Source organism: Anaerobacillus sp. QJM3NY_17, assembly GCF_056173665.1.
In genome coordinates, this window is the sequence record NZ_CM149685.1 from 4356983 (window position 1) to 4378656 (window position 21674).

Genomic DNA, 21674 nt, shown 5'->3' on the forward strand with positions numbered 1-21674 from the left:
ATCACCTATTATTGCTCTACCACATGTACTTTAACAGTTGCTGTTACATCATGGTGCAATTTAATGGGTACATTCGTGTATCCCAGTGAACGGATTGGTTCATCAAGCTCGATTTTACGTTTATCCACTTTAATGTCGTGCTTTTTCAGTTCTTCAGCAATATTTTTACTTGTAATGGATCCAAATAAACGGCCGCCTTCACCAGATTTTGTTTCCAATTCAACTTCAAGGCTTTCGATTGTTTCCTTCAGTGCTTTAGCCTCATCAAGCTCTTCCTGAGCCTTTTTATCATCACTGCGCTGTTTTGCTTTTAAAGTTTTCATATTTGCATTATTTGCTTCTAGAGCTAGATTATTCTTCAACAGATGGTTACGAGCATAACCGTCTGCCACATTTTTCACTTCGCCTTTTTTACCTTTACCTTTTACGTCTTCTAAGAAAATCACTTTCATGATTCATCTTCGCTCCCTTCCAAATAGTTATCAATTGTTTCCTTAAGCAATTCTTCTGCTTCTTCGATTGATCCAGAATCAATTTGCGTCGCAGCATTGGTTAAGTGCCCACCGCCATTAAGGCCTTCCATTATAATCTGAACATTAACATCACCAAGCGATCTTGCGCTAATGCTAATCTTACCATCAGTTCGTTTTGAAATAACGAAAGAAGCAATCACGCCGCTCATTGATAAGAGCGTGTCTGCGGCTTGGGCAATCAATACTTGATCATATGTTTGATCTCTTTCACCGAGTGCAATCGCAATACCGCTTCGATAGATGTGCGATTTCTCGATAATTCTGGCTCTCCTAATATACTGGGCAATGTCTTCACGTAGAAACTCCTGTACAAGAACAGTATCAGCTCCATGTGCCCTTAAATAGGATGCAGCGTCAAACGTTCTAGAACCGGTTCTAAGCGTAAAGCTTTTTGTATCCACAATAATCCCTGCTAAAAGAGCTGTTGCTTCCATAATGTCCATTTTGAGCCTTTTAGGCTGGTATTCAAAGAGTTCCGTTACAAGTTCAGCTGTAGAAGAAGCATATGGCTCCATATACACAAGAACTGGATCTTCAATAAACTCTTCTCCACGTCTATGATGATCAATAACAACCACATGGTCAAGCTTTTGTAAAAGGCGCTCTTCCATCACAAGAGAAGGTTTATGGGTATCGACGACAACTAGAAGCGTATTCGGTGTACAATTCTCAAGCGCATCTTCAGGGTCAATAAAGCGAGCCCAAAGTTGGTCATTCCCTTCAATCTCTTCCATTAATCTTGAGACACCACTTGTCCGTTGGTTTTGATCAAAAACGATAGAACCTTCTTTTCCATTAGCCTGTGCTACTTTTAATATACCTATCGATGCACCGATAGAATCCATATCAGGATTTTTGTGTCCCATAATTATGACTTGATCACTATCCAGTACAAGTTCTCTTAAAGCGTGAGAAATAACTCGTGCTCGAACCCTTGTCCGCTTTTCAATTGGATTGGTCTTTCCTCCATAGAACTTCACTTTCCCGGTTGTCTGCTTAATCGCCACCTGGTCACCACCACGTCCAAGTGCTAAATCAAGACTAGATTGAGCTAATTGACCAAGTTCCGTAAGTGTACTATGGCCACTACCAATACCTATACTCAATGTAATGGAAATGTTCTCTTTCGAAGTAGCTTCACGCACTTCATCAAGGATAGAGAATTTATTTTTCTCCAAATCCTGAAGGATCTTTTGATTTAATACAGCAAAGAATTTCTCAGATGAACTTCGCTTCAAGAAAATTCCCTGCTCATCAGCCCAGTTATTTAGAATCGAGGTAACAGAGCTGTTTAAGTTACTACGCACCTGATCACCAAGTCCCTGGGTTACTTCTTCATAGTTATCCAGATAAATAATCCCAACAACCGTTTTTTCTTCGCTATAAAGACGTTGTATTTCTACTTTTTCACTCACATCAAAGAAATAGAGAAGTCTTTCTTCTTGTTTGAAATACGTTTTGTACTTACGATCATGGATCGTTAAAATTTCTTCATTCGCTTCTGACTTCAAAAAGGGAAGAATTTGCTCTGATATATCATTCAACGAAAGTCCTATCAACTGTTCTTTCTCCATCATGATAGGCAAATATGGATTGGTCCATTCGATGTGATAATCCTCATCATACAGCAATATTCCAAAAGGCATCTCCATAAGAGCCTCGTCTCCCACCTTCTTCACGCGGTGAGACAGAGTTGATACGTAATCCCTAAGTGCAGCTTGAAATAAAGATTCAGCTCGAATCGCTGTATAAACAAGAAGCGTCATGACCACTACGCTTCCAACCCCTAATATCCAGTTGTAATAGGTGATGATGCCGATAAACAGGATGGAAATGACGAACAAGGCTACCACATGATAACCATGCCACCGTTTCGTTAAAAACTTTGGCATACTTTCAGCTCCTACCTATGATTTCATTCTCCTTCGCAATTCGAAACCAAGATCAATGATTCCAATAATAACAATAAATGATGTTAGTGCGAAGCCAAGAACCGTTAACAGAATTGGCACGACGATGGGCCACCCCTTTTGATGGCTAAAAAAGTAAATGACTGCAATCCCCTGAACAAATATCAGTGCGTTGAGTATTAAGTAAACGTTAATGGATGCAACAAATACAGCAGATCCTTCTTCTAATCCTACCATCATAACAATAGTAACAACTAAATAATACCATAAAAAACTCTTCGGAAATGACCATTCTCGGATTGGTGGAAAGACTGGTGGATGAAAATTCCCTACCCTCTTTAAAATCGGCACCGAAATAAGTTGAGATATAAGCGCAATAACCGCCCCCATTAACACAAGAACAGTTGGGATAAGATATCGAATCAAACTAATTTGCTCCCTAGCCTGAGCAATTTGATCCGAATCCCCCCCTAAAGCTTTCGCCATTGACTCAGCCTGTCGAAAAGATTGATTCATCATTTCCATAGATAAATCGGCTGGATTTTGACCAATAAGTAAAATACTTGAAATGAAAATGATAACCAAACCAACAACATAAGCAATGGTACTACCAAGTAAAACAGCAAGCGCAGATTTACGAAGATAATATAAGTACCCAGCAGTTAAACCACCAAGACTAAATACTAAGGTAAAAGCAAACGAAGGTATACCAGCTGTTAATACCCCAATAACGATAGTTACGGCCCACATCACCAATCCACTCTTCAACCCATTCCGAACTACCATTAAAATAAACGGCACTGGAAGAGCCCATAAAGTAATTACACCAACAACAGGAACATACATCGTTACCAAAAATAAAACAGCAAACACAGCCGCAAGCGCAGCTCCTTCAACTAACGGTACAACAGCACGATTCTTCATCATTAACTCCTTTTCAGTAAAGCGGAAGTGGGCGATTAGGTCCGACTACTAAATAAATCTACATTCAGTCTCACGCCCTACCATACCAGTGTTTACACGAATTAAATAAACTACCTTTTATATAATTCAAAAAAACGGGTCGAAATCCCCTTACTACATTGTAAGAATTTCTGCCCGTTTCAGCAAATGTTTCATTAATTTGAATAGTAAGCATTAAGAAAAGGCTGTTTTCTAAACAGCCTACTATGTATTACATAAGAGATAAAGTCTCTTCTTTTGCGCTATCCATTTCATTTTGAAGCCATTCTTCTAATTGCATAGATGCTTCGGTAGCATCCTCACCGTCAGCAATAAGAAGAAGTGAGTCATTTTCTTTCACCGTAAGATTGAACGTTATAACGCTAGTTAAGTTCTTTGCGTTAATGCTATGACCATTACGATAAAGTGACACGTGACTGTTAAACGATTTCGCTTTTTTTACGAATGCCATAAGGGAGTTCATACTAAGCTGCTCTGTCAGATTAATTGTTGTTGTTTCCACATTTTTCATTATTGTGGTTCCTCCTTACAGATCTCTTGTAAGGTTCTTATTCCCTCAAAATGTGAAATGATAAACCACTTATTCTCAAACAATGTAAAAAAACATTATTTCAGAATAAACTTGTATAGAAAAAACAGTGGGACATTGTCCCACTGTTTTAAAACTTACTCACCAAGTACGTATGGTAGTAAAGCCATTTGACGAGCACGTTTAACCGCACGAGTCAATTGACGTTGATATTTAGCGCTAGTACCTGTTACACGACGTGGAAGAATTTTTCCACGCTCAGATACGAAGCGCTTAAGAAGATCTGTATCTTTATAGTCGATGTAAGTGATTTTGTTTACTGTGAAGAAACAAACCTTTTTACGACGACCTCTGCGTCCACCTGGTCTTGCCATGGGTAGTTACCTCCTTTGCATTTAAAATTCGATCTCTGTTTTCACCGCTCGAAACAGAGAGTATTAGAACGGCAAGTCATCATCTGAAATGTCGATCGGCTTGCCATCGCTCGCAAACGGGTCATCTCCAAAATTGGAGTGATCACGGTTGTTATCACGATTTTGGTTCTGATTCCCGTAACCGCCGGTTTCTCTGTTTTGGTTGCCGCCACCGTAGTTACTACTGTTACCGCTTCCGCCACCGCCTTGGTTAGAACCTTTAGGCTCGAGAAATTGGACGCTTTCAGCCATCACTTCTGTCACAAACACACGCTGTCCCTGGCTATTATCATAAGAGCGAGTCTGAACTCGTCCATCTACACCAGCAAGGCTGCCTTTTTTCAAGAAATTGGCTGCATTTTCTGCCTGTCTGCGCCATACAACAATGTTGATAAAATCAGCTTCGCGGTCTCCCTGCTGATTCGTAAACGGGCGATTCACAGCAAGTGTGAAGTTCGCAACCGCTACGCCACTAGGGGTATAACGCAATTCAGGGTCTTTTGTTAAACGTCCAACTAATACGACGCGATTCAGCATCAGAACCCCTCCTATTTATAAAACAATTACTTTTTAGCTTCTTCTAGGTTGATCGTCATGAAACGAAGAACATCGTCGTTGATTTTCATCAAACGGCTGAATTCATCAATCGCTTCAGTATTACTGTTAATGTTAAGAAGCATGTAGATCCCGCTGTTGAAATTCTCGATTTCATAAGCAAGACGCTTCTTACCCATTTCTTTAGTTTCATTAATTTCCGCACCATTGTCTGTAAGGATACCGTTGAAACGCTCAACAAGAGCTTTCTGTGCATCCTCTTCAATGTTTGGACGGATAATGTACATAATTTCGTAGTTACGCATTCCGTTCACCTCCTTTTGGTCTAACGGCTCTTAACTGGAATTAAGAGCAAGGAGTAAGTATACAAAGATAATTACTCACAGCTTTAGATTATACCAAATTAATTCTCTATTAGCAAGTACCGTAGAAATTGAATCTATATCTTAAACGTTAAAGCGGAAATGGATCACGTCTCCGTCTTTTACAATGTACTCTTTTCCTTCAAGACGAACTTTTCCTTTTTCTTTCGCGATAGCCATTGTCCCAGCTTCAACTAGGTCATCATAAGCTACAATTTCTGCGCGGATAAAACCACGTTCGAAGTCTGTATGGATAATACCAGCTGCTTGTGGAGCTTTCATTCCAAGACGGAATGTCCACGCACGAACTTCTTGCTCACCAGCTGTGAAGTAAGTAGCTAGTCCAAGAAGGTCATAGGAAGCGCGGATTAATTTATTCAATCCCGGCTCAGAGATTCCGATGTCTTCAAGAAATGCATCTTTTTCTTCGCCTTCAAGTTCAGCGAGTTCGGATTCAATCTTCGCACAAACGACGATAACTTCTGCGCCTTCTTTTGCAGCATATTCACGAACTTTAGCCACATATTCATTATCAGTTGGGTCCAGAAGATCATCTTCGTCAACGTTTGCTACGTAAAGAACAGGCTTTTTCGTTAATAGATGGTAGCCGTAAACAATTTTCTCTTCTTCTTCCGTTAGCTCTACGCTTCGAGCAGGCTGTTCTTCTTCAAATGCTTCCTTAAGCTTTGTGAGAACGTTAAATTCAGCTAGCGCTTCCTTATCTTTTTGCTTCGCCATTTTCTGAACACGGGCGATGCGCTTTTCTACTGATTCAAGGTCTGCAAGGACTAGCTCAAGGTTAATCGTTTCAATATCAGAAATGGGATCTACTTTACCAGAAACGTGTGTAATATTCTCATCATCGAAACAGCGAACAACTTGAGAAATCGCATCTACTTGACGAATATGAGAAAGAAACTTGTTTCCTAGACCTTCGCCTTTACTTGCACCTTTAACAATTCCAGCAATATCCGTAAATTCAAAAGCTGTTGGTACAGTTTTCTTTGGATTTACAAGCTCAGTTAGCTTTTGAAGGCGCTCATCTGGAACTTCTACAATTCCAACGTTCGGATCAATTGTACAGAACGGATAGTTAGCTGACTCTGCTCCTGCCTGTGTAATTGCGTTAAATAAAGTTGACTTCCCAACATTTGGAAGTCCTACAATACCGGTGGTTAATGCCATCTCGGTCACTCCTTTAAAAGTATCTGCCTCAGAAGGCGATTTTTATAAATATAAAGATGGCTAAATGAGCCATAAATAGACTTTTTTGATCATCTTGTTCAACGAACGACATACCTTATCAATTATAGAGATGACGAAGCAAAAAAACAAGCGTCCCCCTTTCTCTATAAGTAAAATGACCGCCCAATATGGACGGTCACGATTCCGCATGCTCAAGAACTTTTTTCAATTTTCTAGAGAACTCTTTTCTTGGAAGCATCACACTATGGTCACACCCGAGACACTTGATTCGGATATCTGCTCCCATCCGAATTACTTTCCAACGGTTTTCTCCACACGGATGCGCTTTTTTCATTTCGACAATGTCATTCAAGCCAAAGTCTTTATCAGACATAAGGATTCCCCCTTTATGCTTTTTCTTTTACTTCACTTTGCTCATCACGCTGATACATGACAACGCGTGGCAGAGCAATTTCAATACCAATTTCATCAAAACGTTGTTTAACCGCTTTTCGGATTTCTCGCCCTATGACCCAGTGCTCCATTGGATGCACTTCTGAGATAATACGAAGAATTACTTCTGACTGCCCTAAATCCTGGACTCCAAGATATTCCGGTTTCACAATCATAGCATCAAACTGCTCATACAGCTCGTCCATTAAATCAATGATCACTTTCTCGGCTTCTTGTATATGTTCTTCATACGCAATGTTCACATCAACAACGGCAATACTATTATGAATAGAATAATTCGTTACTTGACTAATGTTACCATTCGGTAGGATATGAAGTTCTCCTGTCCAACTTTTAATTTTCGTAACGCGTAGTCCAATTTCTTCAACAAATCCTTCTACACTAGAGATACGGACATAATCGCCAACAGAAAACTGTTTTTCGAAAATAATAAAGAAACCTGTAATAACATCACGAACAAGGTTCTGTGCCCCGAAACCTACAGCAAGACCAACCACTCCGGCTCCAGCAATTAGGGTCCGAACGTCTACGCCAAATTCACTCAAAATCATAACTAGTGCAACAAAATAAGTAACATAGGTTAGAACATTCTCAATCAACCTTATGAGAGTCGCTTCTCTACGTTCCGATAACCGGAGGGGGCTTTTTAAACGAATAGAGAAAATCTGACCTAATGCTGATTTTGCTATTCGCAAAAAGATCCATGTACCAATTAAAATAGCTAAAATAGTAAGTGCACTTTTGACCATATTCCCCCAAAGCTCACGATTGGTTAAATACTGATATGTAGGCGTCCACAAAGAATCGAACCAATCCAATCCACATACCTCCCAGTTTTTAGTACTATGATAACAAATCATACCGTTTAAGAACTGGGAAAATCAAGATAGATGCTAAAATATAGAGATTAAGTACACCGTACAGAGGGTATAAAAAAGCAATTAGTGTAGAAAAACCAAACGCAGTAAACGGAAGCATAATCATGACAATAATAAAAGCGACAATCCATAGAGGAAGACCAAGCAAATCTCGAAATCTCGATGTAAGACCAAAGACTCCACTTACAGCTGTAGTGTATATGGCTAACCATAGTAAGACAGACATAATCAAAATCATATAGTACGGATACGTTTTTAAGATCGCAAACAATGGGATCTCGTATAAAAGAAGGTCATGAGCCACCTGTATGAGCGATTGATTATAAAGAAAAGACACTCCCCCGAGAATTAATCCACTTCCAAGGCTCGCAATCCAAATTTCTCCTTTATGCTTAATTTGATGACCGACGGCTGAAAGGACTGCGACAAGTGGTAAAATATTTAGCGCTGTGAACGTAAAAGCCGCTGGCCAGTTCGCTTGTTTGGTCCAATTAAAAAGCATAGCTGAGGGATTCGAGTGAATGAACAATCCAAGTACTGAAAGTAAGAGAATAATAAGCAAAGGAAGAATAATGGCATTCATTGATAACATCCCGTTGATATCCCAGAAGAAAAGGATAATAACTAATACAGCAAGAATACAAATACCTAACCAATAAGGTAGATGAACCACTTCCATCGTTGCCCCACCACCTGCAAACATTACAATCGTTGTTGTAAACAAATACAGGATAATGAGTAAATCATAGATTCCGGTTAACTTTTTGCCCACAAGTCGTTCCAAAATCGGCAAATAATGAGTGGATTTCGTTTCGTAACTTATTTTCATAATCACATAACAACAAATCGAGAACATGACTGTAAATAAAATGATAGCCAGTACGCTTTCATGACCAAAAAATTGCCACAGTTCTCTCCCTGATGCATAGCCTGCACCAATCATCGTTCCTAATATAAGAAACAACCATTTCATTCCACCGCTTATCATGGCATTCCCTCCTAGTCTTACTCAATACGAAATTGAAGTAAAATCCACGGCAGAAATGATCTTGTATGTATAGATCACGTCAAAATTCCGTATACTGTTACTACTATTACAAAGGAGAGAATCCTATGAATCTTCGAGACAAGTTTTTTCAAAAAAAACCTGCTGCATATCGAATCCATCATGAGGATGATCTTGCTATAGAAACACTTAGTGAGAGGATTTCGCTTCTGCTGCCAACGAGAAGAACAGATTCAATTGTGATCGTTTGCATCGGAACGGATCGTTCAACGGGAGACGCTTTAGGCCCGCTTGTTGGAAGCAAATTGCAGCAGCTTCAGCCAAAAGCAACAGTATACGGTACGCTTGAGTCACCAGTTCATGCTGTGAATTTAAATGAAGTGATGACATCAATTGAACAGACGCACACTCGTCCATTTATTATCGGAATTGATGCTTGTCTCGGACGTCTTCACTCTGTTGGAATTATTACGGCAGGAGAGGGCCCTGTGAAGCCAGGTGCGGGAGTAAAAAAAGAGCTCCCAGAAGTTGGGGATATTCATTTAACAGGGATCGTGAATGTTAGTGGATTCATGGAATACTTTGTTTTGCAAAATACACGATTAAATTTAGTTATGAAAATGGCTGATGTTATGGCTATAAGTCTTCATCAATCTATTGAAGCATATGGATCAGATATGTCACTCGAGAAGAACAATGCCTTAAATTGGGGAGATGACCTTCTTCAACTTCCATAACGTCGACAAAAAGACCCGTATCCTGGTCATTTACAAAACCAGAGTACGGGTCTTTTTAATATAGATCTCTGTTACTAAATCATATGGTTTCTTGATTTTTGACTGCTTAACAAAACCTGATTAAATAATCGCATTCTAAAACATCGAAGGCATCAGGTACAGACTTGAGACAAGAATAGCTGCAATTAATAAAGCAGGGAGAAAGTTAGCTACTCGAATTTTAACAATACCGAGCAAGTTCAATCCAATTGCTAGAATCATAATTCCTCCTGCAGAAGTTACCTCTGCAATAAACGCATCGAGAAGGGCTTGGGGGACAAACTGGTTTATCTGTGCAGCAAAGAGAGCAAGAACTCCTTGATACAGCATTACGGGTATTGCTGAAAACAATACACCATAACCTAGCGTTGCTGTAAACATAATTGCAGTAAAACCATCTATTAAAGACTTTGTAAATAATATTGAGTGATCATTTCGTAGGCCACTATCAAGTGCCCCAAGAATAGCCATAGCACCAACAACGTAAACGAGTGTAGCTGTTACAAAAGCTTGAGCTACGCTGCCTTCCGAAGCAGCACCAGTTTTTCTCTCAATCCACTTCCCTAAACCATTCAGCTTTCCTTCTAGATTCCAATACTCACCTAGTATACCGCCCAGCACCAGACTGCCAATTACAATTAAGAACTGCTCGCTTTTCATGGCCATTTGTAGTCCGATAACAGAAACAACTAAAGCTAGGCCCTGCATAATTGTCGTTTTCGTTTGTTCAGGGATGCGACTGCTAACCGTGCCAATCAGCGTACCCGCAATAATGGCTGCACCATTCACAACTGTTCCTAATAATACCATTTCCTACATCTCCTCAGCCAAAGTACCCCTCAACAATTTCTTCTACTGCTTGGATGGTTTTATTAATTTCATCTATTGAATTATAAGGTCCCACACTTAATCGTACCGCTCCAGTAGTGGTCGTTCCGATCGTTTCATGTCCAAGCGGAGTACAGTGTAGGCCTGCTCTTACTGCAATCTCGTAATGCTGATCAAGTATAATTGCAATTTCCTGAGCATCAATTCCTTCAATAGTAAAAGGGATAACTCCAAGGCGTTCTTTATTAGGTCCATACACCTTCACATAATTAATTTCTTTTAAACCATTTATTAGATGCTCAGTTAAATGCAGTTCATGCATTCTTATTTTATGAAGACCCATTTTCTTCACTGCATTGAGACCTGCTAATAACCCGGCAATTCCTGGTGTATTGACGGTTCCGCTCTCAAGGCGTTCAGGGTATTTTAGTGGCTGATCGACCAACTCAGAACTACTCCCCGTACCGCCATGATATATAGGATTAAGCTCAACCGCTTTGCTAACCATTAGTACACCTGTACCCTGCGGACCAAGTAAACCTTTATGACCTGGGAAAGCCAATAGATCAACGCTCATTTGCTCCATATGAATAGGAATAATACCAGCTGTTTGGGAGGCATCTACGAGAAACGTAATTCCCTGTTCTCTGGCTATTTTTCCAATCTCATCGATAGGAATAATTTTACCAGTTAGATTAGAGCCATGTGAAACAATAATCATTTTTGTAGAAGATCGTACGGCATTGCAGAATGCCTCGACATCAAATTCCTCAGTCGTCTCCAGATTAATGTAATCCACTTCAATTCCTGAAGTTTTCTTCATATATTCTAAAGGACGACGTACTGAGTTGTGTTCATAAGAAGTGGTTAATACATGATCCCCTTCATTGAAGGAAAAACCTTTTATTGCCTGATTAAGAGCTCCTGTAGCGTTTGCTGTAAAACAAACGCGTTCAGGTTGGTCAAAGCCAAAGAAATCAGCCAGCTGTTCACGTGCTTGTACAATCATGTTATCAGCGCGCTTGGATAAAGCATGTCCACCACGACCTGGATTTGCCGCGTATTCGGTCATACACTCAGTCATAGCCTGAACAACTTCAGGCGGCTTAGGAAAGGACGTTGCCGCTTGATCAAGATAAATCACATTACCACCCCATTAAGTTCGTTTCAAATTCTACTAAGCTAGAATAAAAGCATAAACTGAATGTCAGTTTATGCTTTTATTCGTTATCTTCTTTCTCAAACACTTCTAATATGCGATTTAGATCTTCTTCTGAAAAAAACTCAATCTCTATTTTACCTTTTTTCTTCATTCTTTTAATTGAAACCGACGTACCAAATCGCTCACGAAGGTGATCTTCCTTTTCCTTAAGAAACGGATCTGACTTCTCTTTTCTCTTTGTTTCACGTGAAACGTTCTGATTCAATTCCGTAATTAACTTCTCTAGCTGTCGAACGTTTAATTTCTCCTGAAGAACTCGATCCGCAAGTGGCTTTCTAGCTTCTTTATTTTTTAATCCAAGTATCGCCCGCCCATGCCCCATCGTGAGCTTTCCGTCTGAAATATACTCCTGTACTTCAGAAGGTAACTGTAAAAGACGAAGGAAATTAGCGAGATGCGGTCTACTTTTACCCAGGCGTTTTGACAATTCTTCCTGTGTCACATCTGTTTCTTCCATCAGTTTCTGGTAAGCATGCGCCTCTTCAATCGGATTTAGATTCTCACGCTGCAAGTTTTCAATTAAAGCAATTTCCATCATTTTTCGATCTGTTAAATCTTTCACAACAGCTGGAACGGTTGTAAGACCTGCTTCTAAAGAAGCCCTATACCTCCGCTCACCTACAACAATTTCATAGCCTTTAATGCTTTGACGAACGATTAATGGCTGGAGGACACCGAAAGTTTGAATCGAAGCACTTAATTCTTCAATCGCTTCAGTACTAAACTTCTTTCTCGGTTGATAAGGGTTAGGACGAAGCTCATTAACGGGAATATCTCTCACAGTCTCGTTCTCATTTTGGGAAGGGAAAAAGGCGTTAATTCCCTTACCCAAACCACGATTAGTCATTGACTAACACTTCCTTTGCAAGTTCTAAATAGCATTCAGCCCCTCGAGATTTTGGATCATAGACAATGATTGGCTTCCCATGACTTGGCGCCTCACTCAAACGTACATTCCTTGGTATGATCACTCGATAGACTTTTTCTTGGAAGTACTTTTTAACTTCTTCAATCACTTGAATACCAAGGTTTGTCCTTGCATCAAGCATCGTTAACAGTACTCCTTCAATCTTTAATTCTGTATTTAAATGCTTTTGGACGAGTCGTACTGTATTAAGTAACTGACTTAGTCCTTCAAGTGCATAGTATTCGCATTGGACAGGAATAAGCACTGCATCTGCGGCTGTAAGAGCATTAATTGTTAATAACCCCAACGATGGAGGACAATCAATTATAATATAATCATAGTTTTTTTCAACTTTATTTAGCGCCCTTTTCAATCTTACTTCCCGGGAAATGGTGGGAACAAGTTCGATCTCTGCTCCTGCAAGCTGAATTGTTGAAGGAATGACGTGCAAATTCTCAACAATCGTCTCCTGAATAATGTCTCCAGCATCTAGGTCATCTACGAGGATGTTATACACACATTTTTCAATATCGCCTTTCTCAATCCCAACGCCACTTGTTGCATTCCCCTGAGGATCAATGTCAACAAGCAAGACCCTTTTACCAAGATAGGCGAGACAGGCACTTACATTCACTGAAGTGGTCGTCTTTCCCACTCCGCCTTTTTGATTTGCTACAGCAACAATATTCACCAAGATGTCACCCCATTCTCCAACCATTCTTTCTTTCTATTTTATCACGTTTGTTATTAGCCGGACGGTATTCTCAATAAAATTCCATTTCCTCCCTGAAAGAGATAGAAACAGAAAACAGCTCAGCATATTTGAAGTTAATACTATCTGTTTAACGTTTTATATGTACAAAAAAAACTCATCCAGTTTGGATGAGTTTACTTCTTTTTAGGTATTCGGATCGTAAATTGATAGTATTCGTCATGGTCTTCTTCATCTGTATCAATCGTTAAACCAGTCTCTGTTACCATATCAAGCGATTGACGGATCGTATTGACAGCCAACCTCATATCTTTACTAACCGATTTTTTTCTAGGCTTCGGTTTAGGTACAGTGCCTTCTAGCATACGAACAACACGTTCTTCCGTCTGCTTCACATTCCATTGTCTTTCAAGAACTTCTGTGAGAACTTTTACTTGATTCTCAGGATTCTTAAGTGGAATCAAAGCACGAGCGTGTCTCTCCGTGATTTTTTTCTCGAGAAGCGCTCTTTGAACAGGCTCGGGGAGCTTCAGTAATCTAAGCTTATTCGCAATAGTAGATTGCCCTTTGCCAAGTCGCTGAGCGAGGCTCTCCTGAGTTAAATCATGTAGCTCAATAAGCTGGGCATAAGCCATAGCTTCTTCAACAGCTGTTAGCTCTTCACGCTGCAGGTTCTCGATAAGCGCAATAGAGGCTGTTTGAGAATCGTTAAATTCCTTAATAATGGCAGGAATTCGCTCCCAACCTAGCTTTTTCACTGCTCTCCAGCGTCTTTCCCCGGCAATAATTTCATACTTGCCTTCACGTTCTCGAACCACGATCGGCTGAATAACTCCATGGGTCTTTATCGTCTGAGATAGTTCAGTAATTCTCTCATCTATAAAAATTGTTCGAGGTTGGAAACGGTTTGGGATAATATCCTCAACAAGAAGCTGTTTCACTTCCTCTTGTTCTGCTTCCATCGTCTCGCTTTTTTCATCGTTCAAACCGAAAAGACGTGAAAACGTATGCTTCATCGCCTAACACCACCTTTAATCGACTCCTTAACTGATTCGCTGCTTCAAAACCGAATTCCTTCCGTCGTAGCAGCGTTCCATGTGAAACACCTATCCGTTCAAATGCAGTCCATCTTTATTATAAAGGATTTTTATTTGGTGTGCCTGGCTTTCTTGGATATTTTTTTGGAGTTGTTTTGATTTTTTTAATTGTAACGATATTACGCTCACTCTTTTCTTTAGGTAGTGTTAGCGTATCTCGTTTCACAACTTCTCCACCAAGAAGCTTAATCGCCTGTTTACCAGACTCTAATTCATCCTCTACACCTGGGCCTTTTAGCGCAACAAAATAACCGTTTGGTTTAACGAGAGGAAGACACAACTCACCAAGGACAGAAAGTCTTGCAACGGCTCTTGCTGTGACAACATCATACTTTTCACGATGATCTTTGTTTTTACCAAATAATTCAGCACGGTCATGATAAAATGACACATTTGTTAGCTTAAGTTTTGATGAAAGGTGTTCTAAGAAACCGATTCTCTTGTTAAGTGAATCGACAATAGTGATGCTTAAATGTGGAAAACAAATTTTAATAGGCAAACTTGGGAAACCTGCGCCCGCTCCCACATCGCAAATATGATAGTCAGAAGAGAAATCAAATGAGAACGCCGCCATGATTGAATCAAAGAAGTGCTTTTCGTAGACTTCCTCTTTATCAGTGATAGCTGTCAGATTCATTTTCTCGTTCCATTCAACTAGAATTTCATAGTATGTTTGAAATTGTTGAAGCTGTTCAGGAGAAAGAGTAATCCCTTTCTCCTCTAACAACTCCTGAAACTGTTGCTCGTTCATAGACCCTCCACTAGTACATTATTTTGCAATTTTAGCGATTTTCCCCTGTTCGATATACACAAGTAAGATCGATACATCAGCTGGATTAACTCCTGATACACGCGAAGCCTGACCAATTGAAAGAGGGCGAACCTCATCAAGTTTTTGCTTCGCTTCAGTTGCAAGACCACCAATCGCATAATAATCTATGCCCTCAGGAATTTTCTTTTCATCCATTTTCTTCATACGTTCCACTTGTTGAAGACTTTTATTAATATAGCCGCTATATTTAATCTGAATCTCAACTTGTTCTGAAACATCTTCAGGAATTTCAAAGTCTGCTGGTGCTAGTTGATGAATCTCTTGATAAGTTACTTCCGGTCTCTTCAATAAATTAGCTGCGTGAATAGCTTCCTTCAATTCAGTACTATTCTCCGGAAGAACATCATTAACCTGCTCGCCTGGTTTAATCACAATCTTCGCAAGACGCTTCATTTCTTGCTCGATCATTTCTTTTTTAGCAAGGAAACGATCATAGCGTTCTTTAGGAATCATGCCGATGTCATAACCGAGTTCTGTTAGTCTTAAATCTGCATTATCGTGACGAAGAAGAAGACGATATTCTGCTCGTGATGTTAATAGACGATATGGCTCGTTCGTTCCTTTCGTCACAAGGTCATCGATCATAACGCCAATGTACCCTTGAGAACGATCCAGAATCACCGCTTCACGCTCCTGTGCATTCCTTGCAGCGTTAATACCAGACATGATTCCCTGACCTGCTGCCTCTTCATATCCTGAAGTACCGTTTAACTGTCCTGCAGTAAAGAGGTTTTTCACTGTTTTTGTTTCAAGTGAAGGCCACAATTGGGTCGGAACAATAACATCATATTCGATGGCATAGCCTGCACGCATCATTTCAACATTTTCAAGACCAGGTACGGTTTTAAGAATTTGTTGCTGCAAATCCTCTGGAAGGCTTGTTGAAAGACCCTGCACATATACTTCCTTCGTATTGCGTCCTTCTGGTTCAAGGAAAATTTGGTGACGGGGCTTATCATTAAAGCGAACAATTTTATCTTCAATTGATGGGCAATACCTTGGGCCTGTCCCTTCAATCATACCTGAATACATCGGAGATCGATGCAAGTTATCATTGATGAGCTTATGCGTTGCTTCACCCGTATAAGTTAACCAACATGGCAGCTGGTCTGTAATAAAGTCTGTTGTTTCATATGAAAATGCACGCGGTTTTTCATCGCCGGGCTGAATTTCAGTTTTACTATAATCAATAGATTTATTATTTACACGCGGAGGAGTTCCTGTCTTAAAACGAACCATCTCAAAGCCCAATTCCTCCAAATGGTGCGACAAATTAACGGAAGGCTGCATGTTATTAGGGCCACTTTCATATGAAAGATCTCCAATAATAACGCGACCGCGCATGAACGTACCAGTTGTTAAAACAACAGATTTCGCCTCGAACTCTGCACCCGTTTTCGTAATAACTCCTTTGCAGACGCCATCCTCAACGATTAGTTTCTCAACCATGCCCTGTAAGAGCGTAAGATTATCCTGTTCTTCAATGGTTCGTTTCATTTCACTTTGATACAGTACTTTATCAGCCTGTGCACGCAGTGCACGTACAGCAGGCCCCTTACCTGTATTTAACATACGCATTTGAATATGCGTTTTATCTATATTTCGTCCCATTTCTCCACCAAGTGCATCAATTTCCCGCACAACAATTCCCTTTGCAGGACCTCCTACACTCGGGTTACATGGCATGAAAGCGACAGAGTCTAAGTTAAGTGTAAGCATGAGTGTTTTCGCACCCATTCTTGCTGAAGCGAGTCCCGCTTCCACACCGGCATGACCTGCTCCGACGACTATAACATCATAAGAATCGGCTTTATAACCCATTGCCGTATTCCTCCTTTTATCATCTTATTTCCCAAGACAAAACTGTGAAAATAACTGATCGATCAAACTCTCAGATACTGTATCACCAATAATCTCTCCAAGAATTTCCCACGTTCGAGTAATATCAATTTGTACCATATCAACCGGCATTCCTGCTTCAACAGCGCCTAACGCATCATCAAGCGTTCTTCGCGATTGTTCTAACAAAGCAATATGACGTGAATTAGATACATATGTTAAATCCTGTGACTCTACTTCACCTGCAAAGAACAGTTCAGAGATGGATTGTTCAAGCTCATCAACGCCTTGTTCATGTTTTAATGAAGTCGTAATCATTGGATGCTCTTCTGCTAATTCTTTTACCTTAGTTAAATCTAGTTTCTCATCTAGATCCGTTTTATTCACGATAATAATAACATCCATGCCTTTTACCGCTTCGAACAACTTCTCATCTTCATGCGTCAACTCATCATTATAATTAAGCACAAGCAAGATGAGATCAGCTTGTTTCAAGCGTTCACGTGAACGTTCAACACCTATTCGCTCGACCAGATCTTCCGTTTCTCGAATTCCCGCTGTATCCACTAATCTTAAAGGCACGCCTCTTACATTAACATATTCCTCAATAACATCTCGGGTCGTACCAGGAACGTCTGTCACTATTGCCTTGTTTTCGTGAACAAGACTATTCAATAAGGATGATTTACCAACGTTTGGCCGTCCCACGATAACAGTAGATAAACCTTCACGCAAAATTTTTCCCTGTCGTGCTGTAATTAGAATACCTTCAATTTCCTTAGCCACCTGCTTTAATTGCGTGGTTAAAAGATCTTGCGTCATTTCTTCTGCATCATATTCAGGGTAGTCAATGTTCACTTCAACATGAGCAACTGTCTCAAGGAGTTGCTGTCTCAAGGTAGCAATCAGCGTCGATAAGCGACCCTCCATTTGATTTAACGCAACATTCATTGCTCGATCCGTTTTTGCTCGAATCAAATCAATAACAGCCTCTGCTTGCGACAAGTCAATTCGACCATTCAAAAAAGCTCGTTTAGTGAATTCACCTGGCTCTGCAAGGCGTGCACCACTACGCAAAACCAACTCAAGCACACGGTTTACAGATACCAGTCCACCGTGACAGTTGATCTCGACAATATCCTCTCTCGTAAATGTCCGGGGTCCTTTCATAATTGAAACCATCACTTCTTCAGCAACCTGCTCAGTATCAGGATCAATCAAATGACCATAATGAATCGTATGAGAATCAACGGATTCTAACGCCTGTTTGCCCTTATATAGCCGATCAGCTATCGCAACCGCCTCTGAACCACTAAGTCGGACAATCGCAATTGCCCCTTCTCCCATTGGAGTCGATATTGCAGCAATCGTTTCATATTCCAAAGTTATTCACCTCTCTAATCACACTTCTTTATTCTATTTATTTACGTTTTCTATATAATATAAGCTAGTATTAGTTTAACCAATTATCCACAGTGGATAACTTCATATCTTAAAGCTACAGACTAATCCACAATACCTTTTAGTGTAACCCATTTTCATAAAAAAAGAAATAAGTTTGCTTTCCATACAACCAGCCTAAGAAGGGTGAAAAGAATGGAGATTTCTAGTAAAGAAAACCCAATCTTTCCTCAAAAAAACCTTCGGGCAAAGTGCCCGAAGGTTTCATATCATTTATTACGTGGAACAATAACCACACGGCGATGTGGATCTTTTCCATCTGAGTGAGTGGAAATCCCCTTCTTTTCTTTCAAATAAAGGTGAATTACCTTACGTTCTAACGACGGCATCGGTTCTAGCTGTATATCCTTTTTCGTAACCATCGCTTTGTCTGCAAGACGATCGGCTAACTTTCTTAGCGTCTCTTCACGTCTTTCACGGTAGTTCTCAGCATCGAGTACTACACGGACAAATCGGTCAGAAAATCGATTCGCGGCAAGATTTGTCAAATATTGCAAAGAATTAAGAGTTTGGCCGCGTTTCCCTATCAATATCGCAATTTTTTCACCAGATAGAGTAAAATAAAGATCGCGATCCTCTCTTCTACCTTCTATACTGGCTTCTACTCCCATATTGCTAATGACTTTTTCTAAAAAAGCCCTTGTTTGCTCTATGATGTCAGGTTTCTCGCTTACTTTGATGCGGGCGGGCCTTCCTCCAAAACCTAAAAATCCTTTTTTAGGCTCTTCTAACACTTCAATATTAACATTCTCTTGAACAGTCCCGATTTGATTCAGCGCATTTTCAATGGCATCTTCAATCGTTTTTCCCGTTACCGTAACGCTTCTCACTTCTTCGCTCCCCCCGTATTCGTATCAGCGGTTTTAATGGTAGGTTTCGTAATAAAGTAAGTTTGCGCAATCATAAAGATGTTACCTACAACCCAATATAGCGCTAGCGCTGCAGGGAAGTTAATAGCAAAGACAATAATCATAATTGGCATAACGTATAGAAGCATCTTCATTTGAGGCTGCACCGTTCCACCGCTACCCATCATGATTTTCTGCTGAATGAAGGTTGTTATACCAGCAGTGACTGCCAGAATTATATCTGGAGAGCCAAGGCTAAACCAGAGGAAAGTATGTGTTTCAATTGCTTGTGTACGCATAATAGCATGGTAAAAACCTAAAAGAATCGGCATTTGCACTAAGATTGGTAGACAACCTGCAAGCGGGTTAACACCATTCTGTTGAAAGAGCTGCATTGTTTCTTGCTGAAGCTGCTGTTGCGTCTTCTGGTCTTTACTGCTGTACTTTTCTTTAAGTTTCTGCATTTCTGGCTGCAGTTCCTGCATCGCTTTTGAACTTCTCGTTTGTTTGATCATCAATGGAAGTAGTAGAAGTCGAATTAAAATCGTAACAATAATAATAGACAGTCCATAATTTCCATCACCAGTCAAATCAGCGAAAAATGTTAAGACTGCGGAAAGCGGATATACAATGTATTCGCTCCAAAATCCCGTGCTTTCTGCATCAATCGGCTCGTTAATGTTACATCCTGAAAGGACCGCAACGAGACCAATCAATAGAAATGCGAGGGTTATTTTTTTCCTCACGCTTCATCCTCCTTGCAATCATATCTCGACAATGATTTATGTAGTAAAAGCATGCCACTAGTCCCTTTTATCCGGTACAGGATCAAAACCGCCAGGATGAAAGGGGTGGCACTTTGAAATTCTTTTAACCGTCAACCAGGAGCCCTTAATAAATCCATGCTTCTGGTAAGATTCGAAACTGTAATGAGAACAGGATGGGTAGAAACGGCAAGATGGGGGAGTTAATGGAGAAATAAACTTCTGATAGACGCGAATTAGCATCAAAGCCACTTTCTTCATTTAGAATCCCTTCCTTTACTAACTTGTTTCACACCTCTCAACACACGAGCTCTATTAAGCACATGAGTTAAGCTGCTCTTCACTTCTTCGAAACTCATCTCTGAAGAAGGTTTTCGTGCAATTACGACAAAATCGTAAGGGAATTTGATTTGATCTGACAACTGATGGAATGATTCTTTCACAAGTCGCTTCACACGATTTCGTGTCACAGCATTGCCAATCCTCTTACTTACTGAAAGACCTAATCGAAATTGAGGCTGATCATTTCGCTTTAATACATACACAACAAATTGTCTGTTTGCAGTTGAGTTTCCATTTTTGAAAACGTTCTGAAACTCAGAATTCTTTTTAATCCGGTAGTTGCTATTCAATCCGCACACTCCCAGTGTTACTTGGATAAGCATATTATAAACCTTATCTTAAAAAAAGACCACTGATGATCAGTGGTCTATGCAGACAATACTTTTCTACCTTTACGGCGACGACGAGCAAGGACTTTACGTCCGTTAGCTGAGCTCATACGTGCACGAAAACCGTGAACTTTTTTACGTTTACGTGTGTTTGGTTGAAACGTTCTTTTCATTCTATTACACCTCCCTGAGGATAAACTGTATAAAGACAGTCCAAGTAATTATAAGAAAAGACATGGGGAATTGTCAAGTTTAATTAAAATATCAAACACACTTTAACTAAAAGCAATCATTTAAATCTACGATGATCTCCACCAAATAAAGATTGATCAAATCATTTACAAACCTCTTAAAACACCCGTGTGGATAACTCATTTCGACACTTTTCACTTATTCACATCACTTATCGACAGGTTCTACACAAAATCTAGTGCTGTGGACAGTTTTGATCCACAAGATATGTCCTCTGTGGATAACCTCCCGAAAAACATTGCAAACAAGCTATTCTTTTGTTATGATATTTGTGTTTTAACTCGTGAATAAGCTAGAGTGAATTTAAAAGAGTCCACAGTCTGTGGATAATTATGTGGACAGTTATTCAGGTATGTTATTCTTTATGTCCACAACCATGTGAACACAGTCAATAATTCGACTTTCTTCTATATTATATGATCCGCTTTGATATTGTGGACAGTATAATTATTCGTGAATATTCAAATGATTGTACAAAGGTTGTACGTTGGCACATTAGGCGACTATCGTCAGCGAATACAGCCTGTTTTTATTTTGGTGAAAAAACATAAGGGTCTGTTACAATGTCACCCAGTCTGATGAGAAGAATCATTCAGTGGCCCGAAATAAGCTGACGATATTAATTTTATTTACTTTTGAACAAAAGGAGGGACTTCG

At 40.0% G+C, this 21674-nt stretch carries 25 protein-coding genes; 1 reads left to right on the forward strand and 24 read right to left on the reverse strand.

The window, feature by feature from the left end; genetic code table 11:
* Positions 1–8 precede the first annotated feature (8 nt).
* From rplI to AC0VYV_RS22275, 11 genes are all read right to left on the reverse strand, one after another.
* Entirely contained in the window at positions 9–452 is a 444-nt protein-coding gene (gene rplI / locus AC0VYV_RS22225; protein WP_194218163.1) for a 50S ribosomal protein L9, read from the reverse strand.
* The gene (locus AC0VYV_RS22230; RefSeq protein WP_475374328.1) at positions 449–2425 is read right to left on the reverse strand and encodes a DHH family phosphoesterase; all 1977 of its coding nucleotides are present in this window, start codon (positions 2423–2425) and stop codon (positions 449–451) included. Before AC0VYV_RS22230 ends, rplI begins: the two co-directional genes overlap by 4 nt.
* 15 nt (positions 2426–2440) lie before the next feature.
* Positions 2441–3367 (reverse strand): YybS family protein, encoded by a 927-nt coding sequence (locus AC0VYV_RS22235; RefSeq protein ID WP_475374329.1) that lies wholly within the window; start codon positions 3365–3367, stop codon positions 2441–2443.
* Positions 3368–3617: 250 nt separating this feature from the next.
* Positions 3618–3917, reverse strand: a complete 300-nt coding sequence (locus AC0VYV_RS22240) for an HPr family phosphocarrier protein (protein WP_194218160.1) — start codon at positions 3915–3917, stop codon at positions 3618–3620.
* A 155-nt stretch (positions 3918–4072) separates the two neighbouring features.
* On the reverse strand, positions 4073–4309 hold the full coding sequence (rpsR, locus tag AC0VYV_RS22245) for a 30S ribosomal protein S18 (RefSeq protein WP_048311135.1): 237 nt from the start codon (positions 4307–4309) through the stop codon (positions 4073–4075).
* 63 nt (positions 4310–4372) lie between these two features.
* The gene (gene ssb, locus AC0VYV_RS22250) at positions 4373–4885 is read right to left on the reverse strand and encodes a single-stranded DNA-binding protein (protein WP_098445609.1); all 513 of its coding nucleotides are present in this window, start codon (positions 4883–4885) and stop codon (positions 4373–4375) included.
* 26 nt (positions 4886–4911) lie between these two features.
* On the reverse strand, positions 4912–5208 hold the full coding sequence (gene rpsF, locus AC0VYV_RS22255; RefSeq protein WP_048311133.1) for a 30S ribosomal protein S6: 297 nt from the start codon (positions 5206–5208) through the stop codon (positions 4912–4914).
* A gap of 141 nt (positions 5209–5349) precedes the next feature.
* Positions 5350–6450 (reverse strand): redox-regulated ATPase YchF, encoded by a 1101-nt coding sequence (ychF, locus tag AC0VYV_RS22260; RefSeq protein ID WP_194218157.1) that lies wholly within the window; start codon positions 6448–6450, stop codon positions 5350–5352.
* Positions 6451–6646: 196 nt separating this feature from the next.
* A complete protein-coding gene (locus AC0VYV_RS22265; RefSeq protein ID WP_430244397.1) occupies positions 6647–6844 on the reverse strand; it encodes a DUF951 domain-containing protein in 198 nt (65 codons plus the stop codon).
* A 13-nt stretch (positions 6845–6857) separates the two neighbouring features.
* Complete coding sequence (locus AC0VYV_RS22270) at positions 6858–7742, reverse strand: mechanosensitive ion channel family protein (protein ID WP_475374330.1); 885 nt, start codon at positions 7740–7742, stop codon at positions 6858–6860.
* 25 nt (positions 7743–7767) lie between these two features.
* Positions 7768–8790, reverse strand: a complete 1023-nt coding sequence (locus tag AC0VYV_RS22275) for a YkvI family membrane protein (RefSeq protein WP_194218154.1) — start codon at positions 8788–8790, stop codon at positions 7768–7770.
* Positions 8791–8915: 125 nt separating this feature from the next.
* Here AC0VYV_RS22275 and yyaC point away from each other — a divergent pair, with 125 nt between their 5' ends.
* Entirely contained in the window at positions 8916–9545 is a 630-nt protein-coding gene (gene yyaC, locus AC0VYV_RS22280; protein ID WP_475368266.1) for a spore protease YyaC, read from the forward strand.
* A gap of 135 nt (positions 9546–9680) precedes the next feature.
* Here yyaC and AC0VYV_RS22285 read toward each other — a convergent pair whose 3' ends face one another.
* The 13 genes from AC0VYV_RS22285 to rpmH all read right to left on the reverse strand — a co-directional run bounded on the left by AC0VYV_RS22285 (position 9681) and on the right by rpmH (position 20938).
* Positions 9681–10394: a DUF554 domain-containing protein gene (locus AC0VYV_RS22285; protein WP_430244390.1), complete on the reverse strand. Its 714-nt coding sequence runs from the start codon at positions 10392–10394 to the stop codon at positions 9681–9683.
* Positions 10395–10407: 13 nt separating this feature from the next.
* On the reverse strand, positions 10408–11556 hold the full coding sequence (locus AC0VYV_RS22290; protein ID WP_475374331.1) for an aminotransferase class V-fold PLP-dependent enzyme: 1149 nt from the start codon (positions 11554–11556) through the stop codon (positions 10408–10410).
* 76 nt (positions 11557–11632) lie between these two features.
* Positions 11633–12481 carry a ParB/RepB/Spo0J family partition protein gene (locus tag AC0VYV_RS22295; protein ID WP_475374332.1) on the reverse strand — a complete coding sequence of 283 codons (849 nt, stop codon included), beginning with the start codon at positions 12479–12481 and terminating at the stop codon, positions 11633–11635.
* Positions 12474–13259: a ParA family protein gene (locus AC0VYV_RS22300; RefSeq protein ID WP_371017943.1), complete on the reverse strand. Its 786-nt coding sequence runs from the start codon at positions 13257–13259 to the stop codon at positions 12474–12476. Before AC0VYV_RS22300 ends, AC0VYV_RS22295 begins: the two co-directional genes overlap by 8 nt.
* Before the next feature lie 170 nt (positions 13260–13429).
* Positions 13430–14269 carry a nucleoid occlusion protein gene (gene noc, locus AC0VYV_RS22305; protein ID WP_194218148.1) on the reverse strand — a complete coding sequence of 280 codons (840 nt, stop codon included), beginning with the start codon at positions 14267–14269 and terminating at the stop codon, positions 13430–13432.
* Between the two features lie 118 nt (positions 14270–14387).
* Positions 14388–15101, reverse strand: coding sequence for a 16S rRNA (guanine(527)-N(7))-methyltransferase RsmG (gene rsmG / locus AC0VYV_RS22310; protein ID WP_226615958.1), 714 nt, complete (start codon positions 15099–15101; stop codon positions 14388–14390).
* Positions 15102–15119: 18 nt separating this feature from the next.
* A complete protein-coding gene (mnmG, locus tag AC0VYV_RS22315; protein WP_430244384.1) occupies positions 15120–17003 on the reverse strand; it encodes a tRNA uridine-5-carboxymethylaminomethyl(34) synthesis enzyme MnmG in 1884 nt (627 codons plus the stop codon).
* A 24-nt stretch (positions 17004–17027) separates the two neighbouring features.
* Positions 17028–18404, reverse strand: a complete 1377-nt coding sequence (gene mnmE, locus AC0VYV_RS22320; RefSeq protein WP_430244382.1) for a tRNA uridine-5-carboxymethylaminomethyl(34) synthesis GTPase MnmE — start codon at positions 18402–18404, stop codon at positions 17028–17030.
* A 287-nt stretch (positions 18405–18691) separates the two neighbouring features.
* On the reverse strand, positions 18692–19312 hold the full coding sequence (gene jag / locus AC0VYV_RS22325; protein WP_430244380.1) for an RNA-binding cell elongation regulator Jag/EloR: 621 nt from the start codon (positions 19310–19312) through the stop codon (positions 18692–18694).
* Entirely contained in the window at positions 19309–20076 is a 768-nt protein-coding gene (gene spoIIIJ, locus AC0VYV_RS22330; RefSeq protein ID WP_303532812.1) for a YidC family membrane integrase SpoIIIJ, read from the reverse strand. The genes jag and spoIIIJ overlap by 4 nt, the downstream gene beginning before the upstream one ends.
* 57 nt (positions 20077–20133) lie before the next feature.
* Positions 20134–20355, reverse strand: coding sequence for a membrane protein insertion efficiency factor YidD (yidD, locus tag AC0VYV_RS22335; protein WP_194218142.1), 222 nt, complete (start codon positions 20353–20355; stop codon positions 20134–20136).
* Positions 20352–20726: a ribonuclease P protein component gene (gene rnpA / locus AC0VYV_RS22340; RefSeq protein WP_475374333.1), complete on the reverse strand. Its 375-nt coding sequence runs from the start codon at positions 20724–20726 to the stop codon at positions 20352–20354. The genes yidD and rnpA overlap by 4 nt, the downstream gene beginning before the upstream one ends.
* A 77-nt stretch (positions 20727–20803) precedes the next feature.
* On the reverse strand, positions 20804–20938 hold the full coding sequence (gene rpmH / locus AC0VYV_RS22345; RefSeq protein WP_048311109.1) for a 50S ribosomal protein L34: 135 nt from the start codon (positions 20936–20938) through the stop codon (positions 20804–20806).
* Positions 20939–21674: the final 736 nt, after the last annotated feature.